Annotated in this window: 22 protein-coding genes; 3 read left to right on the forward strand and 19 right to left on the reverse strand. The window is 45.2% G+C overall.

The genetic code is table 11. From position 1 onward, the window contains the following. Positions 1 to 4: 4 nt before the first annotated feature. From def to EJP82_RS05550, 10 genes are all read right to left on the reverse strand, one after another. Positions 5 to 487, reverse strand: coding sequence for a peptide deformylase (gene def / locus EJP82_RS05505; RefSeq protein WP_127191033.1), 483 nt, complete (start codon positions 485 to 487; stop codon positions 5 to 7). Positions 488 to 1,008: 521 nt separating this feature from the next. Next, the gene (gene priA / locus EJP82_RS05510; protein ID WP_127191034.1) at positions 1,009 to 3,543 is read right to left on the reverse strand and encodes a primosomal protein N'; all 2,535 of its coding nucleotides are present in this window, start codon (positions 3,541 to 3,543) and stop codon (positions 1,009 to 1,011) included. Then, positions 3,540 to 4,760, reverse strand: coding sequence for a bifunctional phosphopantothenoylcysteine decarboxylase/phosphopantothenate--cysteine ligase CoaBC (coaBC, locus tag EJP82_RS05515; protein ID WP_127191035.1), 1,221 nt, complete (start codon positions 4,758 to 4,760; stop codon positions 3,540 to 3,542). Before coaBC ends, priA begins: the two co-directional genes overlap by 4 nt. Positions 4,761 to 4,850: 90 nt before the next feature. Beyond that, positions 4,851 to 5,078: a DNA-directed RNA polymerase subunit omega gene (gene rpoZ, locus EJP82_RS05520; RefSeq protein ID WP_127191036.1), complete on the reverse strand. Its 228-nt coding sequence runs from the start codon at positions 5,076 to 5,078 to the stop codon at positions 4,851 to 4,853. 38 nt (positions 5,079 to 5,116) lie between these two features. Further along, positions 5,117 to 5,689, reverse strand: a complete 573-nt coding sequence (gene gmk / locus EJP82_RS05525) for a guanylate kinase (RefSeq protein ID WP_127191037.1) — start codon at positions 5,687 to 5,689, stop codon at positions 5,117 to 5,119. Positions 5,690 to 5,702: 13 nt separating this feature from the next. Continuing rightward, on the reverse strand, positions 5,703 to 5,963 hold the full coding sequence (gene remA / locus EJP82_RS05530; protein ID WP_005548256.1) for an extracellular matrix/biofilm regulator RemA: 261 nt from the start codon (positions 5,961 to 5,963) through the stop codon (positions 5,703 to 5,705). 59 nt (positions 5,964 to 6,022) lie between these two features. Beyond that, positions 6,023 to 6,913, reverse strand: a complete 891-nt coding sequence (locus tag EJP82_RS05535) for a YicC/YloC family endoribonuclease (protein ID WP_127191038.1) — start codon at positions 6,911 to 6,913, stop codon at positions 6,023 to 6,025. A 35-nt stretch (positions 6,914 to 6,948) separates the two neighbouring features. Continuing rightward, the gene (locus tag EJP82_RS05540) at positions 6,949 to 8,844 is read right to left on the reverse strand and encodes a bifunctional homocysteine S-methyltransferase/methylenetetrahydrofolate reductase (protein ID WP_127191039.1); all 1,896 of its coding nucleotides are present in this window, start codon (positions 8,842 to 8,844) and stop codon (positions 6,949 to 6,951) included. 221 nt (positions 8,845 to 9,065) lie between these two features. Then, positions 9,066 to 9,896: a diaminopimelate epimerase gene (gene dapF / locus EJP82_RS05545; RefSeq protein WP_127191040.1), complete on the reverse strand. Its 831-nt coding sequence runs from the start codon at positions 9,894 to 9,896 to the stop codon at positions 9,066 to 9,068. 173 nt (positions 9,897 to 10,069) lie between these two features. Next, a complete protein-coding gene (locus EJP82_RS05550; protein WP_127191041.1) occupies positions 10,070 to 12,874 on the reverse strand; it encodes a calcium-translocating P-type ATPase, SERCA-type in 2,805 nt (934 codons plus the stop codon). 183 nt (positions 12,875 to 13,057) lie between these two features. Here EJP82_RS05550 and EJP82_RS05555 point away from each other — a divergent pair, with 183 nt between their 5' ends. Then, on the forward strand, positions 13,058 to 14,839 hold the full coding sequence (locus tag EJP82_RS05555) for an Rqc2 family fibronectin-binding protein (RefSeq protein WP_127191042.1): 1,782 nt from the start codon (positions 13,058 to 13,060) through the stop codon (positions 14,837 to 14,839). A 108-nt stretch (positions 14,840 to 14,947) separates the two neighbouring features. Here EJP82_RS05555 and EJP82_RS05560 read toward each other — a convergent pair whose 3' ends face one another. From EJP82_RS05560 to EJP82_RS05600, 9 genes are all read right to left on the reverse strand, one after another. Beyond that, on the reverse strand, positions 14,948 to 15,808 hold the full coding sequence (locus EJP82_RS05560) for a PHP domain-containing protein (protein ID WP_127191043.1): 861 nt from the start codon (positions 15,806 to 15,808) through the stop codon (positions 14,948 to 14,950). Between the two features lie 22 nt (positions 15,809 to 15,830). Further along, entirely contained in the window at positions 15,831 to 16,736 is a 906-nt protein-coding gene (locus tag EJP82_RS05565) for a selenium metabolism-associated LysR family transcriptional regulator (RefSeq protein WP_127191044.1), read from the reverse strand. Between the two features lie 108 nt (positions 16,737 to 16,844). Further along, entirely contained in the window at positions 16,845 to 17,282 is a 438-nt protein-coding gene (locus EJP82_RS05570; protein WP_127191045.1) for a P-loop NTPase family protein, read from the reverse strand. A 183-nt stretch (positions 17,283 to 17,465) separates the two neighbouring features. Then, positions 17,466 to 17,729, reverse strand: coding sequence for a YlbG family protein (locus tag EJP82_RS05575; protein WP_127191046.1), 264 nt, complete (start codon positions 17,727 to 17,729; stop codon positions 17,466 to 17,468). A 75-nt stretch (positions 17,730 to 17,804) separates the two neighbouring features. Beyond that, positions 17,805 to 18,245: a YlbF/YmcA family competence regulator gene (locus tag EJP82_RS05580; RefSeq protein WP_127191047.1), complete on the reverse strand. Its 441-nt coding sequence runs from the start codon at positions 18,243 to 18,245 to the stop codon at positions 17,805 to 17,807. A gap of 86 nt (positions 18,246 to 18,331) precedes the next feature. After that, entirely contained in the window at positions 18,332 to 20,125 is a 1,794-nt protein-coding gene (locus tag EJP82_RS05585; RefSeq protein WP_127191048.1) for a helicase-associated domain-containing protein, read from the reverse strand. Continuing rightward, positions 20,122 to 21,852 carry a DNA repair helicase XPB gene (locus EJP82_RS05590; RefSeq protein WP_127191049.1) on the reverse strand — a complete coding sequence of 577 codons (1,731 nt, stop codon included), beginning with the start codon at positions 21,850 to 21,852 and terminating at the stop codon, positions 20,122 to 20,124. The genes EJP82_RS05585 and EJP82_RS05590 overlap by 4 nt, the downstream gene beginning before the upstream one ends. Before the next feature lie 95 nt (positions 21,853 to 21,947). Continuing rightward, the gene (locus tag EJP82_RS05595; protein WP_127191050.1) at positions 21,948 to 22,376 is read right to left on the reverse strand and encodes a CBS domain-containing protein; all 429 of its coding nucleotides are present in this window, start codon (positions 22,374 to 22,376) and stop codon (positions 21,948 to 21,950) included. Positions 22,377 to 22,422: 46 nt separating this feature from the next. After that, the gene (locus tag EJP82_RS05600) at positions 22,423 to 23,592 is read right to left on the reverse strand and encodes an amidohydrolase (protein WP_127191051.1); all 1,170 of its coding nucleotides are present in this window, start codon (positions 23,590 to 23,592) and stop codon (positions 22,423 to 22,425) included. Positions 23,593 to 23,790: 198 nt separating this feature from the next. Here EJP82_RS05600 and EJP82_RS05605 point away from each other — a divergent pair, with 198 nt between their 5' ends. Both EJP82_RS05605 and ftsW read left to right on the forward strand, forming a co-directional pair. Beyond that, a complete protein-coding gene (locus EJP82_RS05605; protein WP_127191052.1) occupies positions 23,791 to 24,132 on the forward strand; it encodes a YugN family protein in 342 nt (113 codons plus the stop codon). Between the two features lie 17 nt (positions 24,133 to 24,149). After that, the gene (gene ftsW, locus EJP82_RS05610; protein ID WP_127191053.1) at positions 24,150 to 25,397 is read left to right on the forward strand and encodes a putative lipid II flippase FtsW; all 1,248 of its coding nucleotides are present in this window, start codon (positions 24,150 to 24,152) and stop codon (positions 25,395 to 25,397) included. Positions 25,398 to 25,435 lie beyond the last annotated feature (38 nt).

The following is a 25,435-nucleotide window of genomic DNA, read 5'->3' on the forward strand; positions in this document are numbered from 1 at the left end:
GAAGTCACTCCTTCTCTTCACCTTCAGATGTAATTTCATAAACTCGTTCAGCAATGTCCGTATAGAGGACACCGTTTAGATGATCGACCTCATGCTGAAAAGCTCTTGCTAGCAATTCACTTCCTGTGTAGGTCACCTCGTTACCATTACGATCCAATCCTTTTACCGTAACTGTCAGCGCCCTGCGCACATCGCCCCGCAAATTCGGAATACTGAGACAACCCTCTGGCCCAAATTGCTCGCCTTCCATCGATACAATCTCTGGATTAACAAGCTCAATCAACCCATTCTCGTCGCCTACATCCACCACAATAACCCGTTTCAAAATACCGATCTGTGGAGCAGCCAATCCCACTCCCTCCGCATCATACATCGTATCCGCCATATCAGTCAGCAGCTTCTGTATATTCGGTGTAACCTTCTTAACTTCCTTCGCAATCTGATGCAATACTTCATCCGGTTCATTTACAATAATCCGTATCGCCATATCGGCCACCCCTTAACACATGTAATTATATAAAATATATGCCAATCCCTCGATCTTTGACTCTATACTAACACACACTCGAAAATCAGTCCCGCGCATCCCCATCCTCACGCTCCAACCTAGCCTATCCCGTAGGGACAGCGCTCTTTATCCGCAGTACCAGCGCATCCCCGAAGGGGACAGCCTTCACCCGAATGCTTAGAAGTAGCAGGAGCACCAGAGGTGGAGCGTGCCCGTCAGGGCGAAAGCGGCTCAACCAGCAATCACCTTCTCGGGTGCATCAACCGTCGAAGCATTCCGGAGCATGTTTCCCATGGTAACTCGGGTGCGCCCAAAGTAAGACGTACCCGAAGGGGAAAAGCGTGCCACACACCAACCAAAAGCGCATCCCCCAAAGGGGACAGCGATGCAGGAGCGCCTCTTACACTCCCACGTTCCTTAAGCGGGAGTCCAGAGGGCGGAGCCCTTGGGGCCCTCCCTTACGATAAGGGAGGGTTTGGGTGGGATGGGATGGGATCCCCCTACATCAACATCTGCGGATCCACATCAATACTGATTTGCAACGAAGCATCTCGTAAATTATCCACAGTGGCAGACGCTGTCTCCCTAACGAGACTAACCGCATCTATATTCCCGCGATATTTCACCATACATTGGAATCGGTAACGGTTCTTGATCCGTGGCATTGGAGATGCCACTGGACCAAGAATGTCCAGCGCCTCCGGCATAAATCTATCCAGACTACCATACCAGCCATGCTTTTGGGCCTTCCCCTTTAGTTCAACAACGAAATTTTCTGCCATCCGTAGGAGTAGAGGCAGCTTCTCATGCGACATTGTCACTAGAATCAAACGGCTGTATGGCGGATAATGTAACGCCTTCCGATGGTTAAGCTCTTCTCGCACAAAAGAATTATAATCGTGGCCACTCGCATGAACAATTGAATAGTGATCTGGTACGTAAGATTGTATAACTACTTCACCAGGAAGCTGATGGCGGCCTGCACGGCCCGCGACCTGAGTGAGGAGTTGAAAGGTTTTCTCCGCTGAACGGAAATCAGGGAAATTCAGCGCTGTATCCGCGGCGATAACACCAACCAGCGTCACATCAGGAAAATCCAAACCTTTGGCAACCATTTGCGTGCCAAGCAAGACATCCCCTTTTTTCTCACGGAAAGCTTGTAGCAATTTCTCGTGGGAACCCTTCTCGCTTGTTGTATCAACGTCCATACGAATCACACGAATACCTGGAAATAGCTTACTTAGTTCTCCTTCGACTCGCTGAGTTCCTGTCCCAAAATAACGGATATGTTCGCTACCACATTCGGGGCAAATAGAAGGAGCTGGAGCCGAATAACCACAATAGTGACAGCGTAAATTATTGGACTTCTGATGATAAGTCAATGAAATATCACATTCAGAACACCCTGCCACATACCCGCAACTCCGGCACATAACAAACGTAGAGTGACCACGGCGGTTAAGCAAAAGCACCGTTTGTTCACCGCGTTCTAGGCGTGAAGCAATACCACTATGTAAAGCTCTGCTAAACATGGAGCGGTTGCCTTCCTTCAGTTCTTCCCGCATATCCACAATATGAACCCCAGGCAGCGAACTACCGGATGCCCGTTGATTCATTTCTAATAAAATAGGCGCGAAATTATCATCCGACTTTGAACGGGCGGCATAATAGCTCTCAAGCGATGGTGTAGCCGATCCAAGAATAACAGCAGCTCCATGCTGCTGCGCACGTCGTACTGCTACATCTCGTGTATGATATTTAGGTGTTTCTTCCTGCTTATAGGATGTCTCATGCTCTTCGTCCATAACAATCAAGCCTAAATCCTTAAATGGAGCAAACACTGCAGATCTGGCACCAATCGCCACCTCTACACGTCCTTCGCGGATCTTGCGCCATTCATCATAACGTTCACCGGTTGAGAGACGACTGTGCATGACTGCAACTTTAGCACCAAAACGACCTTTAAAACGCTCCACCATTTGCGGTGTAAGTGAAATCTCAGGGACTAGAACGATGGCCTGGCGTCCCATAGAAATGCAGCGTTCGATCGTCTGCAGATATACTTCCGTCTTCCCACTCCCTGTTATCCCATGCAGTAAAAACACATCGTTAGTCCGCTTGTTCAACGTATTGATGAGTGCATTATACACATAATCTTGTTCAGGAGTCCGCTCTAGCGGCACGGTTCCTTTGAAATGCCGATCTTGATAAGGATCACGGAATACTTCCACATCCTCTATAACGGCATAACCTTTCTCAACTAGCTTCTTCACCGTACCCGCAGTGACTTGAAGTGTAGAGAGTACTTCTTGAAGCGATAGCGTAACGCCTACTTCTAACAGAAAATTCAGAACTTCCTTTTGACGACGAGCCTGAGCCCCAAAAGAGGCTAGAGCGATCTCCGCTTCCTCTCCACTAACAGTGGCTGCGACAGTTTTTATCGTCTTTTTACGAATTTTATCCTTAATACTTTGACTCTCGGACAAAATACCGTTACCTAGAAGTCCCTTGATCAGCTTAGAATGTGCGGGATAACGCAAGCTCAGATGAGACATCGTCACCGGTCCAGAGGACCTCAAGTAAGAGATAATTTCTTCTTCTTCTCTACTCAGCACTGATGGCAAAGCAAACAAGGCGCCCTCATCAAGCTCCCCTGATACTTCATTGTCTTCATTCAAATGAATATATCTTTCCGCTTTTCCTTTAAGTGCAGCCGGTATCATCAACTGTAGCGTAGAAATCATGCTGCACGCATACTTTTTACTCATCCATGCCGCAAGTTCTACTAGGTCATGCGGAAGCGGTGGAAGCAAATCTAGCAATTCCTGAATCGGCTTCATCCTAGACTTGTCCATTTCTGGCTCTTCATGTAGGGACACCACGAACCCTTGAACAGTCCTACGTCCGAAAGGAACACCTACCCGGCTTCCAACTTCGATCCATTCTGACATCGATTCCGGGATCAAATAGTCAAAAGGCCGGTCGGTTTCCCGGCTCGGCACATCAACTATAACTTTAGCCATTCTGTACATCATTCAGAACTTCCTGCGATTCGATCAACTGCACATTCCAAAATTCTCAGGCCCACTTCCTCCTTGGACAGGACAGGCAGAGATAAGGCAAGGCCGTTTGTATCATAGATGTGAACCACATTCGTATCGGAACCAAACCCAGCGCCCATAGCAGTTACATCATTACCAATCAGCAGATCGCAATTTTTACGACGAAGCTTATCCATCGCGTATTTCTCAAGATTATCCGTCTCAGCAGCAAAGCCGATTAGAAACTGAGATGACTTCTTATGGCCTAAAGTTTCAAGGATATCGATATTTTTAACAAGTTCCAATGTCATGGTATCACCGGACTTCTTCATCTTCTGTGCAGCGCGTTCCTTCGGACGATAATCAGCCACAGCAGCAGCTTTGACCAATATATCGGTATCTTCCCATAAAGCACTTACCGCTTCGAACATATCAATTGCTGATTCCACATGTGTAATCGCAATACCTGGAGGTGGTGAAGCTTGCGTATTGCCAGCAATAATAACTACATCTGCTCCAAGTTGTTGCGCTGCACGAGCAACAGCAAAACCCATCTTGCCTGAGGAATCGTTGGTAATGAATCGAACAGGATCGATGCGCTCTATTGTCCCCCCAGCAGTAACAACTACCTTTTTACCTGCAAGAGGTTTATGGGACACTTTCTCTAGACGATTAAAGTAAGCCGTAACAACCGACACGATGGTCTCAGGCTCCTCCATCCTTCCTTTTCCCGTATAACCACACGCCAGCAACCCTTCCCCCGGCTCGATCATCATCACACCGCGCGATACTAATTCTGCCAGATTCCGGGTTACTGCCGGGTGTACATACATATGTACATTCATAGCTGGAGATAGCATAATTGGTGATTGAGTAGCAAGCAAAGTTGTCGACAACATATCATCGGCTATACCCGCTGTCATTTTCCCAATGATATTAGCCGTGGCTGGGGCTACCAGAACAAGATCGGCCCAATCAGCTAAATCAATATGAGCGATAGCAGCGGGATTCTTCTCATCGAAGATGTCCGTATATACAGGGTTCTTGGATAGCGCCTGCAGCGTTAGCTCTGTAACAAACTTAGTCGCGGATTTAGTCATAATTACCCTGACTTCAGCCCCCTGTTGCACTAGTTTGCTACATAAGGACGCAGCCTTAAAGGCGGCAATCCCTCCGGTGATGCCAAGCAAAATTTTCTTGCCAGTTAACATCGGTATCCCCTCGCTTTTCTTCCAAATGGATATAACCAGAAAAAAATAACAACCTCACGGTTGTCTTGAAGCAGCCCGGAGGCCGCTGATTTATTCCTCTTCGTCTATAAGTGGCTGTCCGTGTGCATCTCTCTTGATCTTAACATGGTCGCCATAAATTTCTTCTAGTGCAATCCCAACTTGCTTATAGGATTTACCTTGTTTCAGTTCGCTCTTCTCGCCTTCTCTAAGCTGTCTTGCTCTACGGGAAGCCGCCACAACTAACGAATATTTACTACCAACTTTATCTAGCATCTTATCAATGGATGGATATAGCATTCATTACACCTCTTCTTATTGGGCTCATTCACCAACAATTATTTTCTTACCTTACAATGTTCGGCGATGATGATGGATTCTATTCTTTTGCAGGCAAGATCAATTTCATCATTCACAACGGCGTAATCATAATTCTCTATCAACCCAATCTCTTGGGCTGCAACCGACATCCGATTATCGATCGTCGCTTGACTCTCTGTTCCACGTCCTTGAATGCGGCCTTTCAACTCATCCAGTGAAGGTGGTAGAAGAAATACGAATATTCCTTCTTTGAACTTCTCTTTGACTTTAAGTGCGCCCTGAACTTCAATTTCTAGAATGATATCCTTGCCCTCTTCGAGCGTCTGCTCCACGAAATCACGAGGCGTGCCGTAATAATTCCCGACATACTCCGCATATTCCAAGAGCTGATCGTTCTCAATCATTTCAAGAAACTGTTCGCGACTCTTAAAGAAATAATTCACCCCATGTTCTTCTCCCAACCGGGGTTGACGCGATGTTGCAGATACGGAATATACGAGGTCCGGCATCCGGGTTCGCAGTTCATTACATACCGTCCCTTTGCCGACACCCGAAGGTCCCGATAGTACAATTAATAATCCTTTTGCCATAGCTCTCTCCATCTTATTCGTCGTTGTCGTCATCTTTGGTGGACAGACGATGAGCGACAGTCTCCGGCTGTACAGCCGAAAGAATGACGTGATCACTGTCTGTAATAATTACAGCACGCGTACGGCGACCGTAAGTAGCATCGATCAGCATGTGCCTGTCTCTAGCTTCCTGTATGATCCGTTTAATCGGAGCCGATTCCGGACTTACAATAGAAATGATGCGGTTGGCCGATACGATATTTCCGAATCCAATGTTAATAAGTTTAATTGCCATGTTCAGGTTGTTCCCCCTAATTTACTTGACTCACCAGCGTCAAAACATAGAAATGAACGTTATTCAATATTCGCCGCCTGCTCACGAATTTTCTCCAGTTCCGCTTTCATTTCGACGACACGGTTGACTAGAGCCAAATGATTGGCTTTAGATCCAATCGTATTGGTTTCCCGATTCATTTCTTGTATCAAAAAATCTAATTTACGTCCAACTGGCTCACGGGACTGAAGAAGTCCGCGGCACTGCTCAAAGTGACTCTTTAATCGAATAAGCTCTTCATCAATATTGGAACGATCCGCAAAAAGCGCCACTTCCATCGCGAATCTCTGCTCGTCGAGGGTAGTCCCCTCTAACAGTTCCGCAAGACGGCCTTTTAGGCGGTTGCGATAATCTTTCACAACCTCTGGGGCCAATTCCAGCAGTTCAGCATGAATTCCTTCAAGATTAGATAAGCGGTTCTCCAAATCAGCAATCAAGTGTAGACCTTCCTGCTCCCGCATTCGCAGCAATCCAGCAAGTGCCTCGTCTACCCCTTCACTCAACACATTCTCCCATTCCTCGCCAGTATCACTACTATCCGATGAAGGATCGGGAACAGACAGAACGTCCGGTAAAGCAAGTAAATCCTTAGCACTCAATTGAGTATTGGCACCATATTTTGCCCCAAGCTCTTCAGCAGCGTGTAAGTAAGCTTCCACTACGGAAGAGTTCAGCACGTATGGTGAGGAGTTCTCACTATCTCGCTCTCTGCTGATATATACATCAATCCGTCCACGTTTAACATGACGCTGAACCAGGCGCCTTAGTCCGTCTTCGTAACAGGTCCATTCCCGAGGCATCCGAAGAACAACTTCGGCGTACCGGTGGTTGACGGATTTTATTTCTATTTGAATGACGAAACCGCCGTAATGTTTGGCGGAACTACCGTATCCAGTCATACTGTGAGTCAAATACATCACATCCGTTATACTATTGTAATTGATAATTATGAGTGAGACAAGTGGGACACGCTGCGTTTTGACTTCTCAGTAATATAATTCATTAAAGCGACATTCATTTCATAGAACATAAACGGTGTCATCAGATAGATCCCATTGAAATGCTCCATTGCCGTATCAAGCAATTCTTTGGCGATTTCCACACCCATTTGACGCCCTTCAGCACCCTGTAAACCCGCTATCCGATTACGGATAACCTCTGGAAGTTGAATACCAGGCACCTCATTATGAAGATACTCCGCGTTCTTACCACTAGCGAGCGGCATGATCCCGATAAAGATCGGAATATCGAGATGAGCGGTTGCTTCTTTGACCGCAACAATTAATTCTGGATCATACACAGGTTGTGTCATAATATAATCCGCACCCGAAGCAATCTTCTTTTCTAGTCGTTCCACCGCTTTGTGTAAATACTTCACATTAGGGTTAAAAGCAGCACCCACCACAAATTTTGCCTTTTGTTTGAGTGGTTTGCCAGAGAATCCTACACCTTCATTCAACTGTTTGATCATCCGAATAATTTCAAATGAAGTCAAGTCGTATACAGAACTAGCCCCTGGTAAATCCCCAAACCGAGCCGGATCTCCCGTTACTGCAAGAACGTGATCAATGCCTAACGCATCAAATCCCATCATATGTGACTGCGTGCCAATTAAATTACGATCGCGACAAGCAATATGAATAAGTGGACGAATGCCAAGCTGGGATTGAACAAGATGCCCTAGCGCCATGTTGCTCATTCTTGTAACTGCTAGTGAATTGTCTGCTAGTGTTAATGCATCAATTCCTGCTTCTTTGAGGGCAGCAGCGCCCTTCATGAACTTAGCGATATCCAGATCCCGGGGTGGATCAAGCTCTACAATAACAGTATGCCGATCTTTTACCATCTCAACAATACTTGGAACATCTGTACTTTGATCAATAGAAGCTTCATTATTGGATATTTGCTCCCGTTCAGCAATCACAATAGATGCTTGAGTCAATGGTAACTCTCTTCCTTCAGATAGAGGACGAGGAACGTATTTCTGTAGTGCCTGTGAAATGGCTGCTATATGTTCTGGCGTCGTTCCACAGCAACCCCCAATAAGACGTGCCCCTAAATCTGCAAATGAAAGGGCACAATCGCCAAAATATTTTGGTGTCGCTCCATATATATACTCGCCATCCACATAATCAGCTAGACCTGCATTCGGAAATACCGAGAGTGGAATATTTAGTGGGCCATCCAACATATTCATCACGTTCATAATACCCTTCGGACCGGAATGACAGTTAAAACCGAAGACGTCTGCTCCTTCCTGACGAAGTGTTCCGAAAGCTTCCGTTATACTGTATCCATCCAATGTCCGACCTACTTGATCTACAGCAAATTGACAAATCGCCGGAATATCCGTTAACTTTCGTGCTTTTTGGAGTGCTATTCTCATTTCTTCAAGATCATAGAAGGTCTCAAATAAAAGCGCGTCTACTCCTTCAGTCAACAGGGCCGAAATCTGCTCTTCAAAGTATCTACTGAGCTCCTGCACAGATACATCCGCACGTTTTCCCCCGCGTATAGAACCCACTGCACCTGCCACATAAGCATTGCTTCCTGCAGCTTTTCTCGCGATTCGTACGGCAGCACGGTTTATTTCCTCAACCTTTGATTCCAGACCAAACTTAGAGAGCTTGTTAAAGTTTGCAGAAAAGGTATTCGTCTCAATAAGTTGAGCGCCAGCCTCTATATAATGGCGGTGTACGTCACCGATTACTTCCGGGCGCACCAAATTAAATTCTTCAAATGAAATGCCGACAGGAAACCCCAGTTGATATAAATAGGTGCCCATAGCTCCATCGCCGACTAGAACATTATTGTCCCATGCTTTACGTAGATCCAGCTTCATTCTAGTACCCCCATAGAGTAGATCAAATCCAACAAAAGAAATGATTACTTTATCATTGTGTTGATAATTTCATTCTAATGTATCATAAATCCCTCGGAATGATAAGAATTGTTCTTGGATTCTATTGAATCTTTGTTATAGGTAAGTGAAAAAAAGAGTAAAACAGTAGGCCTAGGATAATCCTAGGCCTACTGTTTTTAAACATGGATCAGAGATTCTCTTCACACGTTACCCTGGTATACCACTTCTGCGGGACCGGTCATGTAGACGTGGTTGTCATGTTCATCCCATTCGATAAACAAATCCCCGCCCTTCAGTCCAATCCATGCTGCACGATCCGTAAGACCATTTAGCACGGAGGAGACCAAAGTAGCGCAAGCCCCCGTTCCACATGCTAATGTTGGACCAGCTCCACGTTCCCATACACGCATTTCTACCCTATCCCGGGAAGTAACGGTTGCGAATTCAACATTAACTTTACGAGGGAAGTACGAATGTACTTCAATTTGTGGTCCCCATGTTCCCAGATCAAATTCGGGCGCATCATCTACATATATGACACAATGTGGATTTCCCATCGAAACAGCGGTAAACGAAAACTCCGCTCCCCCAGCATCAATGTGATGATTTATCACGGGATTACCTTCTAAGGTAGTCGGAATAGCTAGCCCATCTAGCACTGGCTCTCCCATATCAACCCGTGCAGTTTTTACGGTGCCTTGTTCCACCTGCAAACTTACCTGTTGAACTCCTGCACCAATTGTCTCAATCGTAATCTGCTGTTTGTTAATGTAGCCGTTGTCGTACACAAATTTGGAAACGCAACGAATGGCGTTACCACACTGCTCCGCTTCCGTTCCGTCTGAGTTGATAATCCGCATTCTGAAATCAGCTTCATCCGAAGGCAGTATAAATACCAAACCATCGGCACCAACACCGAAAAATCGGTTACAATATTTAATCGCCAGCTCCGAGACATTCTCCGGCAGCTCTAATTCACCATATATCACAAGAAAATCATTACCTAATCCATGCATTTTCGTGAATTCCATTTACCCCACTCCTTCAAGCTTTGCGAAGCAAAGCTACTTCGAAAGCATACGCTAAGCTTTGCTTATTTAAAGTTTGATGAAATAATCTCCGCTAGCTTTTCACCAAACACTTTAAACAAAGCTTAGCTCCATGAGGTAAGTCTATATTTTAGCGCCTCGAAAGGGTATTGATTTTATGCACGAAAATTTGTACTTTTCGCTGGGACCATGGGACGAGGACCGTTATATTTGCGACGACGATTGCCCGACCAGACGCTTCCTGCGCCAAGTAAGAATGTCGGAATGCCTGCAGCTACCAAGGTAATCGCCCATTCACGAGTCCCGAGTGGTACGGTCTTGAAGATCGGTTGTAGTGGTTCAATGTACATTACGCCAAGAAGCAATAGAACCGATGATAAGACTGCGACAACCAAGTAGCGATTTTGGAAAATATTACGATGAAAGATAGAACGAGAGCTACGGCAATCAAATACATGAATCAACTGCGCCATGACTAGGGTTGCAAAAGCAACCGACTGTGCCTTTATTAATTGGCCCGCATCATTAGGAGCAATTCGATAGGTGAGCCAGAAAGCACCTAGAGTACAGATTCCAATCAAAAAACCGCGACTTAATATTTTCCAGCCCATACGTCTGGCAAAGATATTCTCGTTCGCTCCGCGCGGCTTGTGTTCCATTAGATCTTTCTCCGGTTGGTCTACCCCTAGTGCCATAGCTGGGAGTCCATCAGTAACAAGGTTTACCCATAAGATTTGGATCGGAAGCAATGGCAGAGGCAGTCCGGCTAACATGGCAAAGAGCATCGTTAATATTTCACCTACATTTGAAGCAAGTAGGTATCTAATAAATTTACGAATATTCTCGTAGATATTCCGGCCCTCTTCAATCGCGGCTACAACAGATGAGAAATTATCATCGCTCAGGATGAGTGATGAGGCTTCCTTAGCTACATCCGTTCCCGTAATCCCCATTGAAATCCCTATATCCGCCGCTTTAATCGCTGGCGCATCATTTACTCCGTCACCTGTCATGGCAACGACATGTCCTCTATTCTGTAAAGCCTTGACGATCCGCAGCTTATGTTCTGGTGAGACACGAGAATATAAGTAGATCCCTTCAACCTGACGGTCCAACTCCTCATCAGATAGCACCGCCAATTGTTGCCCTGACATGGAGTGTCCACCTCGTGGCATGATGCCTAATTCGTTTGCAATAGCTTCAGCCGTTAGTCCATGATCCCCAGTGATCATCACCGTCTTGATACCTGCTCGACGACACACAGAGATCGCTTCTCTGGCTTCACGTCGAGGTGGATCAATCATTCCCGTCAATCCAACGAAGATCAATTGAGATTCGACCACATCTTCATTATCCATACTATCTTGGGGACGCAGTTCACGATAAGCCATTCCGAGAACACGCAGAGCACCTCTCGCCATCTCCTCGTTTGAAGCTAAGACCTTTTGTCGGAACGTACCCGTAAGGGGAACAACTTTCCCTCCCCATAAAATGTAGGAGCACTGTTCCAGAAGCATATCTGGTGCACCTTTAACCAATACAATTTTTCCGCCTTGATGGGAGACAACAACTGACATCCGCTTGCGCTTGGAATCGAATGGGAACTCTACCTCTCGCGTGTACATACTTCCAAGTGATGTAGGAGATAGTCCCATCTTTGAAGATAGGACAACGAGCGCTCCCTCTGTCGGATCCCCTTTCAACCTCCACTGGGATTCAGCTGCGTCTTCCTTTCCTTTACGACGTGGACGCCCTTCTTCTCCAATATCCTCTTCAAAAATTACCGCATTACCACACAATGAGCTGATTTGGAGCAAGCGACGTAAAGTTTGATCTCTTTTCAGATCAACTGGTAGCCCTTGATCGAGAATATTCCCCACAGGTTCGTAGCCTTCCCCCGTAACTTCAAGAGAACGCCCCTCGAGCCACAACTTCGTAACCGTCATTTTATTCTGAGTAAGTGTCCCAGTTTTGTCGCTACAAATTACAGAAGCACAACCAAGCGTCTCAACTGAAGGTAGCTTACGAACAATCGCCTTACGCTTGATCATCCGTTGCACACCCAGAGCTAATGCTATCGTAACGATAGCAGGAAGTCCTTCCGGAATTGCGGCAACCGCAAGGCTGACCCCCGCAAGAAACATGCTGCCCGCCGGTTGACCATTAATAATACCTACGAGAACAACAAGCACGGTTAGTGCTAGTGACAAGTAAATCAATATTTTCCCGAGCTGTGCAAGCCGCCGCTGTAATGGTGTATCTTGTGTCTCGGTATTTTGGAGCAAGTCAGCAATTTTACCCATTTCTGTGTCCATACCACTTCTAACAACAATCCCTTTACCAGAGCCACGCGTGATCATGGTACCCATAAAACCCATGTTTTTCTGATCTCCGAGGGGGACTTCCAGCTCATAGAGCGCTTTTGTGTGTTTCCCAACTGGATGTGATTCCCCGGTAAGAGCGGACTCTTCCACATCTAAACTGTTCGTTACAAGCCAACGGATATCTGCCGGAATACGGTCGCCGCTCTCCATTATTACGATATCACCCGGTACGAGTTCCCTAGCAGTCACATGCTGAATCTTTCCCTGTCTCAATACATTAGCGTGAGGCGCCGATAGTTGCTTGAGTGCTCTTAGCGAACGTTCCGCCCGGAATTCCTGCACAAATCCTAGAACCCCATTAAGAATGACGATGGCTATAATGGTAACGGCGTCCAAATACTCGCCGAGAAGTCCAGAGATCAAAGTGGCGCCCATGAGCACTAGCATCATAAAATCTTTGAATTGGTTCAAAAATAATATGAACGGTGATATCCGTGCCCCCTCCAACAGTTCGTTCCATCCACTTTCTTGACGTCTTCGCTCCGTTTCTTCCTCGGTCAGGCCCTGCTCACGCGTGACGCCGAACGATTCCAGAAGTTCATCTCCGCTTAGCTGGTGCCAGTTTTTTTGTTCCATTCTCCGTATTCCCCTTCCGTATTTATTGCGTTTATAGCGTGAAGGCTTTTCCACCTAGGGTAAATGTATTCAAGCCAGTCCCAAATTATCACAGCGAGGCTCTTAAGTTTTTGCCTAAAGTATGGCATCATAAGGATAGTGCTACTAAGTACTAGGTAATTTATAGATAGGAGAATATACGATATGGCATTAGATGGCATTGTTACGCGTTCCATCGTCCACGAACTACAAGTTTGTGTGGGCGGACGCATCAATAAAATACATCAACCTTCAACAAGCGACATCATCATTAACCTGCGCTCCCAGAGCGAGAATCGACGTCTCATACTTTCAGCGAATCCTACTTACCCACGGGTACACTTCACTGAAGAATCATTCCCTAATCCGCAGGAAGCCCCTATGTTCTGTATGCTTCTACGCAAACACTGTGAAGGCAGTGTTATTGAGTCTATCTCGCAAATCGGGATGGAGCGGATCATTCATATCGATGTTCGGCAACGTGATGAACTCGGTGATATGTCACAGAAGCGGATCATTATTGAATTAATGGGACGTCACAGTAACATTATTCTGGTTGATCCAAATACGGGAATCCAGCTTGACGGCATACATCATGTGACTCCCGCCATTAGCACTTTTCGGATCGTTATGCCTGGGTTCGCATACAGTGAGCCTCCACAGCAGCACAAGTTGAATCCTCTGGAATCCAGTAAGGAAGAATTTCTAGCCGCACTTACGGAAGCTGGCAGCAAGGAAGAGAACGTGGGTAAAGCGTGGATAGTGAACGCCTACAGCGGGCTTAGTCCTTTAATCGCCGAAGAGATCTATTTCCGAGCATATGGGGAAAGTTCGCTTGCGGGAAACGATGCAACAGGTAACTTAACAGACCTGAACAATGAGACGTTATGGACTTCCTTCAACGAATTAATGAGTGAGATCCGTGAGCAACGCTATTCCCCGCTTATCGGGAACAATTCCAAAGGAAAAAGTGTATTCTCAGCAATACCTCTGCGTCTTGTGCAAGGGGAGATTCGAACCTTCGACTCCATCAGTCAATGTATGGAAGCCTATTACGGAGATAAAGCGTTGCGCGACACTGTCAAGCAAAGAACAGGCGACCTCTTACGCTTTCTGCAGAACGAACGTAATAAGAACATCAAAAAGTTAACTAATCTGGAAAAGGATCTAGCTGAAGCGGATGACGCTGAGCGCTACCGCATTTCGGGCGAGTTACTATTATCTTCTCTGCATCTGATCAGTAAAGGTGACCGTGAGGTGAAACTTGTCAATTATTATGATGAGGAACAGAACACCTTAACGATCCCACTTGATCATCTGCTTACCCCTTCTGAGAATGCACAGCGTTATTTCAAGAAATATAACAAGTTCAAGAACAGCCTTGCGGCCATAGACGAGCAAATGAGTAAAACAAGAGAGGAAATCACCTACTTAGAAGGACTCCTCCAGCAGCTAACCTATGCCTCGATAACTGATATCGAAGAAATTCGTGAGGAATTAGTCCAGCAAGAATATTTAAGGGAACGTGGAAAAAAGAATAACAAGAAGAAGAAAAAGAAGGATGCTCGTCCGACACTACATGTCTTCACTTCCTCGGAAGGTATTGAAATCTATGTCGGTAAAAATAACCTTCAGAACGAATATGTCACGAATAAACTTGGTAACTCGAATGATACATGGCTACACACTAAAGATATTCCGGGTTCGCATGTACTTATCCGTAGCGCAACCTTCGGTGAGGCGACTTTAAACGAAGCTGCCCAATTGGCAGCATATTTCAGTCAGGCTAAAGAATCTAGTAGTGTTCCGGTAGATTGTACTTTGATTCGGCATGTTCGGAAACCAAGTGGAGCCAAACCTGGTTTTGTCATTTACGATCATCAGAAAACACTGTACGCCACGCCCGATGAGCAAATGATCAAGAAATTACCTAACTCTATCAAATGAAAATAATTGAATTTCGGCAACAATAAAACCAGTATAATGTTATTTAAAAATCAAGGCTCCCCTGCATGATTGAAACTTCCAATCGTGCAGAGGAGCCTTTGTCTTTTGTCAATTCGTGGTCTCTTTGAGTTGTGCAACTGTCTCTATCGGTACATAACGACTGCCTATATCACCATGAAATACGACGCCTTGTCGAACACCGTGATAATCCGATCCCCCCGTAGGGATCAGCCCATACTCTCTTGCTATTTCAAGATAACGCATCTCTTCCTTAGGACCATGATCAGAATGGTATACTTCAATCCCCGAGGGCTTCCCATTCTCCATAATCTTACGAACCAAGTTATCATCTCCATACAGTCCCGGATGGGCAAGTACAGGTGCACCACCTGCATCACGAATCCACATCATCGCTTCCTCTGGAGCAATCCGTGGTACTGAAGCATAAGCCAGTTGACCTTCTCCCAAAAAACGATTAAATGCATCCCGCAGATTGTCGGCATATCCTTTGCGTACCATGGCATCTGCGATATGTGGTCGACCAATACTCTCATCAGGCAAAAGGGGACGACCCAGCCCGTCCTTCACCTCTTGAAGCGTAATGGACATGCCTAGTCCACGCAACTTGGCTAGAATCATCTCGTTTCTCGACTCCCGCGTCGTACGTAATTGATCCAACCTTTCAAGTAGTAGCTGATCCGTGAAATTCAGTCCATATCCTAAAATATGAATATCCTTCCCTTCAGCACTAGTACTAATTTCAATCCCGGGTACGACAAGAATTCCAGCCTCAAGACCAGCTTCCAAGGCCTCTGCGACGCCAGCCACTGTATCGTGATCTGTGATCGCTATACCAGATAACCCTTTATCCTTAGCAAGTAATACGTTCTCAGTAGGTGAATTCATTCCGTCCGAAGCTCTTGTATGGGTATGCAAATCACATTTTCCATTACCCTCGATTGATCTCATATCTACTTCAACTCCTTATATATTACGGTAGCAGTTTGTGTTCCCGCAGAAACGTCAGGAATGTGACTGCAGACACGGGTAGTAGGGTAGATTTTAAATGAATAGAATAAAATTGTCTTTTAAACGATATATCCTTTATGTCCAGTATTTCCACCAGACCCAAAGCAACCTCATGTTTCACCGAAGAGGGAGAAATCAAGGTTAATCCAAAACCCGCTTCAACCGCCGATTTTACCGCACCCGTGCTACCTAGTTCCATCACTGTCTTCATCCGGGTTGGATCGATTCCTCTGCGTTCTAATTCTTCTTCCATCACTTGTCGAGTTCCTGACCCCTTCTCTCGAAGTACAAAAGGATACGACATGACTTCTTCGATTCCGACCTGTCTTCTCCCAGCCAATGGATGTCCAGCTGGTACTATAAGCTTCAGCTCATCTTCCATGACAGCTTCAAATACCAGATCGGGATGATGCACAGGTGCTTCAACTAGTCCGAAATTCAATTGATGATTCACAATCTCTTCGACAATTTGAGTCGTGTTCATGACTTTTAACATAATCGAAATTTGCGGATATTGGCGACCAAACGGACCCAACAAGCGAGGCAATACATATTCCCCAATCGTTAGACTTGCACCCAATTGTAATCTACCCTCTAACATAAAAGTGAAACTAGACATAGCTTGCTCTGTCTCCCGAATCAGCTCCATGCTTTGACGGGCAAAAGGGAGTAATGTTTCACCTGCTTCCGTTAATTCGATTTTTTTGGTTGATCGCACTAACAGTTTGCTGCCAAAGTAATCCTCCAACGACTGAATCTGCATTGTCACTGCTGGTTGGGTCATATGTAACGCCTGTGCTGCAACTGAGAAACTCCCCCGCTGTGCAACGGTATAAAAGATATGTAGTTGGTGATAATTTAGTGCCATTATGATCCACTTCCCTTCCCTCTCCCTACAATAGCATGGAAGAGTGCACAAAAAAAGCATGAGCAAAGGAGCGCATGCTTTATGTTTTATTATGTATCTATTTATATTTTACCTTTGTTTACGACTATTCTTCATCAAAGTCATACGACGGGAATGCCGAAGCCATGAGTAGTAAGATTTCAAATCTCGCAGCTCAATTGTTTCAGACATACGTCCAAGAAAAGTAACAACAATCATTCGGTGCATCGGTCTTCCTGCAGGATCTACTACATCAGGAATTTCAGCAAACTCGGCTACCATTACGAGATCATCGTCAACAAGATAAACGTCTTCTTCATTTCGATAATAAGGCTTAATACGACCTTGCTTCAGGCAATCCCATGCCCAAATCGCTATATTGTCGTAGTCCGTGCTGTCTCGGTTGATCCGATCGTTATACCTTACCTTGGCATGGTTGGTTATTACGATATCGGTAACCCTTTTGTCACCCAAAAGTACAGGGAAAACCTCAGTTGTTCCCCACCGTTCTTTAACCTTTTCTCTCATGCCGCACCTCTCGAACATTAATAGGACTTAATAACTAAGTATATTTACCTATTATACTACAACATTCCACAATGTTCTACAAGAAACGTATTCATTAATAGTTCCTACGTCCTTCAGTAAAACCAGATCATATCTCCACGCAAAAATAGCAGCCCGAGTTGGGCTGCTATTCACGACATCCTATTATAACCCGTAATAACGAGTTTTATCTGGAACATCTTTTGAATACTCTGTCTTGATCTCATTGCGATAAGAACGTTCGATCTTTCGAACATAAGATAGCTTACGAACATTCTTCATGATGTCTTCCGCACGATCAGCATTCACATACATAACAACATAATGCATCCGTCGGGATAAGTAGTGCACACTCCCGTATTTATCTAAATTTCTTGCAGCTTTCAAATCACTAACCCATATAATATAGCCTGTACGCTCCGGAAACATCCATTTACCTCCCGTTCTATCGCCTGTTATTTAACCCGGAATAGACAAGCTTTTTAGTTTTGTCTGCTCCCCACTTTAGCCGCAACTACATTTGCCACCGCTTCCGCATCCGCCACCAGAGGGATTGGGATCATTGCTAGGCACTTTAATACTATCTGAAACGGAATGCGCAATAGTCTCCGACAGTTGATGCAGAATATCATCAAGCTCTTTCTCTGCATTCTTGAAGTTACGAACCGCTTCGAATTGCTCAAGTTCCAGCTCTACTTCTGCCACCTTATCCTTAGCTTCGTGATAGTTGGGATGAAAATGACCAAAACGCTCGGTCTCTTCAAAAAGCTCTCTCTTAGCAGAAAGTTTCTTCACTAGTTTCTGTACTTCAATATCTTCCTCAACACGCCGTTTCCAGTACAAATAGCTGGAGACAGCGGTTGAATTGTTTATCATATCGCCTAATTCATAGGCGCTAGTTAGTAATTCGGCCATATCAACCGTGTTGATTTCCGATACGCTCATGAATTTCAACTCGATTCTGTTGTGTAATGTTCTACTCAGAGTAGACGACATTATCATACCACAATCTTACTTAGAGAAGAAGAGTTTCATTGCAGCATTTTCCGCTTTATGTCAGGAATAATCAGTCGTAAGGCTTCCCACTCTCCTGGTGCCAAGACATGTTCAACCCCTATGCTATCCTTCATAGTGAACATCACGCCTTTCATTTTCCAGCTCTCTTCCCCTATCAAAGTCAAAGGTAGATACTCTACTGTTTCACCCTGTATTTGTAATTCAATTTTTGTGTGCCAAGTTAAGGCTTGTGCAATGATCTTCCGGGCTGTAGAGACGTGATAGTCCCTCATCTCTTTGAACCATATCACAGGGATATCCTCAAGTCCGGGGAACAGTTCGGTGGTCGTGGGAATAACATCATCTCGTTCATACGACTTGTAGTCCCTACCACTAAATATCCATCCTTGCTCTACAGGCAAACCCGTCACACCAGAAATTACTCCGACAAACGTCGTATCTACGGTCTTATGATCCTTGGACCATGACCGTTGTTTCTCGGGTATTATAATTTGTTCTATCTCTCGGCTCCACTGCTCAATCGCTAATCTTACATTATTCGGAACGCCTGAAGACTGCTCATGCAACACAGCTAATATTTCCTTAGATGAAAGGCCTTGCCGAGCAGCTAGTGTCACACTGGATCGGTTGATTTGATAAACTGACATCGTATCCATTGTTATATTATCGGAGAAGGCCTCCAATACCCATCGCACTTCAAATGACACATCCGGTGGTACGAGAATTTCAAAATCCGGTTGGATATGACATCTTCCCGAACGCGGATGACGATTCATCGCTATGGATATATTTATTTCCGACATATCGACAGACAAGGCCTCAGCATCGATTAGTTGCTGCTTTGGGAATTCCATTTCCTTTGTGAATCTAGGCTTAACAAGCCACCTTAGATACAGTTGTTCTTCTTGACCATATCCAAGTTCCAACCAACCAAATCCACATAAGGCAGTTAGCCAACTTCTCATCCATAAATCCTGTTCCTTCGATATACATTCCTTCAATATTCCCTGTCTCCGAAGTGAAGTTAGCACATCTTGTAGACCGTACCACACTCCGCATGACAAATCGGAAGATGCTGTCCTAAATACGAAATGCTGCAGCACTGCGTCTGACGGGACATATCTTAGAAGAAGCTGCCGAAATATGGCGGAATTCATCTCTTGTATGTCCAGTTCCAACCAAGATCTAAGGTTAACCGTGTTTAACCTCCACTCTCTCTGCTCTTTATCAATAAGATCAAATTTCATTAACATATCAAACACAACTGCTATATGCGGAGAATAGACATCTTGATCGGTATAATATAGCGAAAGACCCACAATATCCTCCGCAGTCAAATGAATTTGGCCCTCCATTTTATTCAGTGCCTTTTGATAAGGCGTTCCCTTAACTGTAACTGGCAGACCATTAAATTCAATCCACGCCAGTATACGGAACAAATCATAGGCTAATCCACGTTTCGATTCTTTATATAGATCTATATCCACTTTGTTACTTAGTTCGATAGGATAAACGGTATACCTTTCTTGAAGTGATGAGAGTAAATCAAATGGAATATAAAACAACCGCTCCCCCCATATTTTCTTTACTGAAAACAAGAACCCTTGCTGGATCAGTAGTGGGATTGCTGCACGTAGATCAGCGCCGCTAAGTCTCCCAGTTGTCATCTCATTTAAACCGTCCAGCTTAAACGGTAATCCAGCATATCGTTGAAATATGGCGGCCAATGCTGCCGAATCTACTGGATGTAAGCATCCGATGCTCTCAATCGCTGCAGTAATGCGCTGCTGTTCGGGAAGTTTCATCATAGATGAGTTCCTTCCTGCGCCCCCACTGCAATAGGAAAGTTAGATCCATCCTCAAGATCAAACGTAACGGAATATTCATACCCTTGCTCAATCAAAAATAGTTGTCTGCGCATTGCAAAATCTTGTTCCCGTGTATCTTCAGATACCAAGGTATAAAAATACGCCTGACTTCCGTCCGATTTAGGTCGCAATATGCGTCCCAGTCTCTGTGCCTCTTCCTGACGGGATCCAAAACTACCCGAAATTTGGATTGCAACAGAGGCATCTGGTAAATCAACCGCAAAGTTTGCTACCTTGGATACCACTAGAACATGAATATCCCCCGCCCGAAATGCTGCAAACAGATCTCCACGCTCGTCCTGTGGCATGTTGCCAGTAATAAGCGGGACATTCAGCCGTGAGGCTACACTGCGCAACTGGTCCAAGTATTGTCCAATAATAAGAATTTGACGTCCGGAATGACGTTCAATCAGTGACCTTAGCCATTCAATTTTCCGCGGATTCTCTGCAGCAATTCGGAACTTCGCACGTCCTTCTGCTTTTATGTAATGTTCTCTGAGCGTCATTGGCATCGAAACTCTAACTTCACAGCACTCCACTTGAGCGATAAATCCCGTCTTCTCTAGCTCTCTCCAAGGCACCTCATATCTCTTGGGTCCGATCAAAGAGAATACATCGCATTCACAACCGTCCTCTCGAACTAACGTCGCCGTCAGACCAAGGCGGCGGGTCGCTTGAATATCGGCTGTCGCCCGAAATACGGGTGCTGGTAGTAAATGGACTTCATCATATATAATGAGTCCCCAATCCCGCTGATTAAATAAGCCCATATGTTTAAAGCCTTCTCCCTTACTTGCCCGATGTGTCAAAATTTGATAAGTGGACACGGTCACGGGTCTCACCTGTTTATGACCACCTGAATATTCGCCCACGTCCTCTCCAGACAGCGTCGTCTTCTCTAGAATTTCCGTGATCCACTGATGAACCGAAGTCACGTTCGATGTCAAGATCAAGGTCTCACATTGAAACCTCTCCATCACCGCGATCCCAATAATGGTCTTACCTGCACCGCAAGGGAGAACAAGAACACCATTCTCTCCATTCTTTTCTTGTCCTGCGAATGAAATGACTCCTTCTTTCTGATAAGGTCTTAGCAACAAAGGCTCCCCATTTCCCAAGGAAGATCGCATGTTGAATGAAAGTGGATGTCCGTTATGATATCCCACTTCGTCCGTAACGGGGTACCCTAGTCGGGCCAATTCCTGCTTCAATACCCCTCGAAAATCTGCAGACAGAACCATACGATGTGCTTCCACCCGTTGCAAATGTAACTGTGATAGCGAGGACTCACTCTGCAAGCGGTCCAGCAACTCAACATTCTCTGGTTGACACTCCAACCATAAGGTAGCTGGCTCATGCTCTGGACGCCGAAGCTTCAAAGATCCATAGCGAGAGACCCACTTTTCGATATCCGAAACTACCTTTGCAGGCATATCAAAACGAGAAATAAACCGTAACATTTCGATGATTTCCTTTGCCGTCAAACCTGAGGCAGCAGCATTCCATAATGAAAGAGGGGTAATTCGATAGGTATGGTAAGAAGCGGGACTCTTCACCAACTCAGCGAAATGAGTTAACTGCACTCTAGCTTCTCCAAACCCAGGATGTTCTTTCTCTAACAACACAGTGAAATCACGTTGGACGATACCGGCCCCTGCACCATTCATGAATTAATGCCTCCTCTCAGTCTCATATAGACTTAAAGAAGCCCGCCACAGACCGCGAACTTCTCTTTGACAAATCGTCTCACTTATCATTTGAATCAATGAATCTGCTCTGTTGATATTTGCGTCAATGCTTCTCCAGCTTCATCTGCAAAAATAGTACGGATTGCTAAGTCTCCAATCGACACAATCCCCACCAATCTGTCTCCCTCAGTCACTGGTAGGCGACGGATTTGTTGCTCTGCCATCAGTTCGGCCGCCTCCTCTACTGAGGTATCACGTGAAGCTGTCTTGATTCCTTTGGTCATTACGACCTCGACCGCCGTAGAACCAGGGTGCTTCTCCGCAATTCCGCGCACGACCAAATCACGGTCAGTAATAACGCCAAGAAGTCTGTCCCCATCAACTTCTACAACGGGAATGAACCCGGTATCGTGTTCTTTCATTTTAACAGCAACTTCATATACATTATCCCGCGGGGTAACAGTAACAACATTTGTAGTCATAATTTCACTTACTTTTCTCACTTGTAACCCCTCCTTCGGTATTTATAATTCCAAAGTTAGGTAAACTTTATGCATGTTCAAGCTGATATGATTCTGCCATCTTAATCATCAATCCAGCGGCATGGAGCATGGCATCCTCATCAATATCAAATTTGGGATGATGATGCGGGTATACTATTCCCTTATCCTCATTTCCAGCACCAACCAATATAAAACAACCAGGCACCTCCTGCAAATAATAAGCAAAATCCTCAGCAGGCATGATTTGTGCAGAGAGTTCCCCTTTTAGGTTAGGTACTTCCATCGCAGTAAGGAGAAACCTCTTAAATTCATTCTGATCGTTGATCAAACTTGGATATCCCGTCATGTACTCAACCGATGAATTTGCCCCATATGCTTGAGCCGTATGCTCAGTCAAAGTTTCAATCTTACCCCGGATTATACTTCGCGTTTCCTCGCGGAAACAACGTACCGTGCCGGCCAGACGGCAGCGTTCAGCAATTACATTCTGAGCGGCTCCTCCCTGAATGGATCCGATCGTCACAACAACGGGATCTAATGGATCAATAGAACGACTCACTACACTTTGTAACTGAAGTACTAGTGCAGCGCCAGCTACTACACTATCTACAGCCATGTGAGGCATTCCTCCATGTCCACCCTTGCCATGAACTTCGATGAAAAACTCATCGGTTGAGGCCATCAAAGGACCTGGTGCACTTGCCGCCGTACCGACGGGAATCGGTGTCCATAGATGTATGCCATAAATAACATCGACACCCTCCAGAGCCCCTCCTTCGATCATTGATACTGCACCGCCGGGACAAACCTCCTCCGCTGGTTGGAATATCAAGCGAATGGTTCCCTGCAACTTTTCCTTTTGACGACTGAAATATTCAGCCACAGCTAATAGAATCGCGGTGTGCCCATCATGACCACAAGCATGCATGACACCGGGAACTTGTGAGGCATATTCACACGACTTCTCATCCTGAAGTGGTAGCGCATCCATATCAGCTCGTAAGGCAACCGTCTTTCCTGGTAGTTCACCTATAATCGTTCCAATGACTCCGATATCACCCTTGCCCGAAGATAGTTCCACACCTAATTCTTCGAGAATACGCCTTACAAAAGCTGTAGTTTCTTTCTCCATAAAAGAAAGCTCTGGATGGCGATGCAAATGTCGCCTCCGCTCCACCATAGCTGGTAACAATTCTCTTAATAATTCTTCCTCCATAAATTCACTTCCTTTTTTATGTATAACGATTGTTCCTTATCTTCTTATCAGTATTATTATTCCATTGTATCAGAAATCAGGTTGCCACAGAGTCCGTAAACATTGAAACATCATACATTGGAAGCCTTTGCCTCTCTTGCACAAGTGATGGAAACATAATATCATGAGAGGAGAACTTTTAAGGGGGCATTCTACAAGATGATTGTTGAAAATACCGGATTAGAAGGTTTAAAAGTCGAGTTGGCCTACCTAGATGAAACATCCGAGAAGGTTGGATTTGTTCGCTGGCAATGGGAATACTACCGAGCCACATACGATTACAAGATAACATTTGACAACAACGAGTATTTCCTTCGTATGAACACACGCGCCGTGGAAGGAAAATTGGAGCGGCCAGACGCGGTTCTGGATATTGAAGCGGTCTATATGGGCCGAACCACATTCCCACACGGGCTGGATTACGAGTCAGAAATCCCTCCTCATGTCATACAATCAGCACAGGTTAAGCTGGCTGAGTTGAAGGAACTTCTTGAGGCTTAAGGCTTAAGAAGAACCACATGAGAGATAATAATGAAATGCCCAGACGCGGGGCTCCCGATTTCCAATTGCTCATCCTCACCCTATTATTAGTAGGGTTTGGTGTTGTTATGGTGTTCAGTTCTAGTTCTAGTATCACCCTCGTCAGTGAAAGATTTGAGTATGATCCGATGTATTTCACAAAACGTCAGCTAATTTTCGGAGCTCTCGGTCTATTCGGTATGCTTATCACGATGAATATCCCCTACGAAAAATACAAAAAGTTATTTATCCCTGTTTTTATTTTAGCCATTATTCTTCTAATGTTTGTTCCCTTTGTAGGTGCAATTAACGGGGCCAGCAGTTGGATCACACTAGGTAAGTTTGGTATTCAACCTACGGAACTTGCCAAAGTTACCACGATCTTATATTTATCCGCCCTCATATCTAAGAAGGGTGAACGGTTCCGTGACTTGCGGACTGGCTATATTCCCGTCATGGTTATCGTGGGTTTCGTAGCTGGGCTCATCATGCTCCAGCCCGATTTAGGCTCTTGTTTCATCCTCGTTGCCACCGCCGGATTAGTTATTTTTGCAGGTGGAGCCAACCTGAAGCATATTCTTGGTTCTATTCTCCTGTTAATCGTTGGGGCAAGTATCGTGCTGGGTGCTGGGGCGCTAATTGATAAAATTAACCCTAGCGATGTCGTTGATACTGCATCAGGAGGAACAAACTACAAAATTGGTCGCTTTCAAGCCTATATCAACCCTTGGGATGATCCACAAGGAACGGGATTCAGTCTTATTCAATCACTAACCGCCATTGGTCATGGAGGATTGACTGGAACAGGCTTTGGGCAAGGCATCCAAAAACTACACTATCTCACCAACTCTTATAACGATTTTATCTTCGCTGTCATAGGTGAAGAATTCGGTTTTATCGGTACACTAATATTTTTACTGTTCTATCTATATTTTATTTGGAGGGGGATTCTTGTCTCTCTTCGCAGTTCCACTATATTCGGTACGTTAACCGGAGTCGGTATTATGGGATTGATCGCCATTCAGGCATTCATTAATATTGGCGGTGTTACGAGAACGATCCCCGTTACTGGTGTAACGCTTCCTTTCATTAGTTACGGCGGCTCTTCACTACTCGTCATGATGGTTGCCATGGGGATTGTACTTAGTATTTCGCGTCAATCGTCACTGCCAACGAAGCAAGAGAGAACCAAATCTGTTGTGGTCAAGCAAGCCTCTTATGACTTGAACACCTCTAGACGTCGATAATGAATAAACAACAAATGGGCTGAACAAGGATAATCCCT

This window comes from Paenibacillus anaericanus, assembly GCF_003994475.1.
Lineage (GTDB): Bacteria > Bacillota > Bacilli > Paenibacillales > Paenibacillaceae > Fontibacillus > Fontibacillus anaericanus.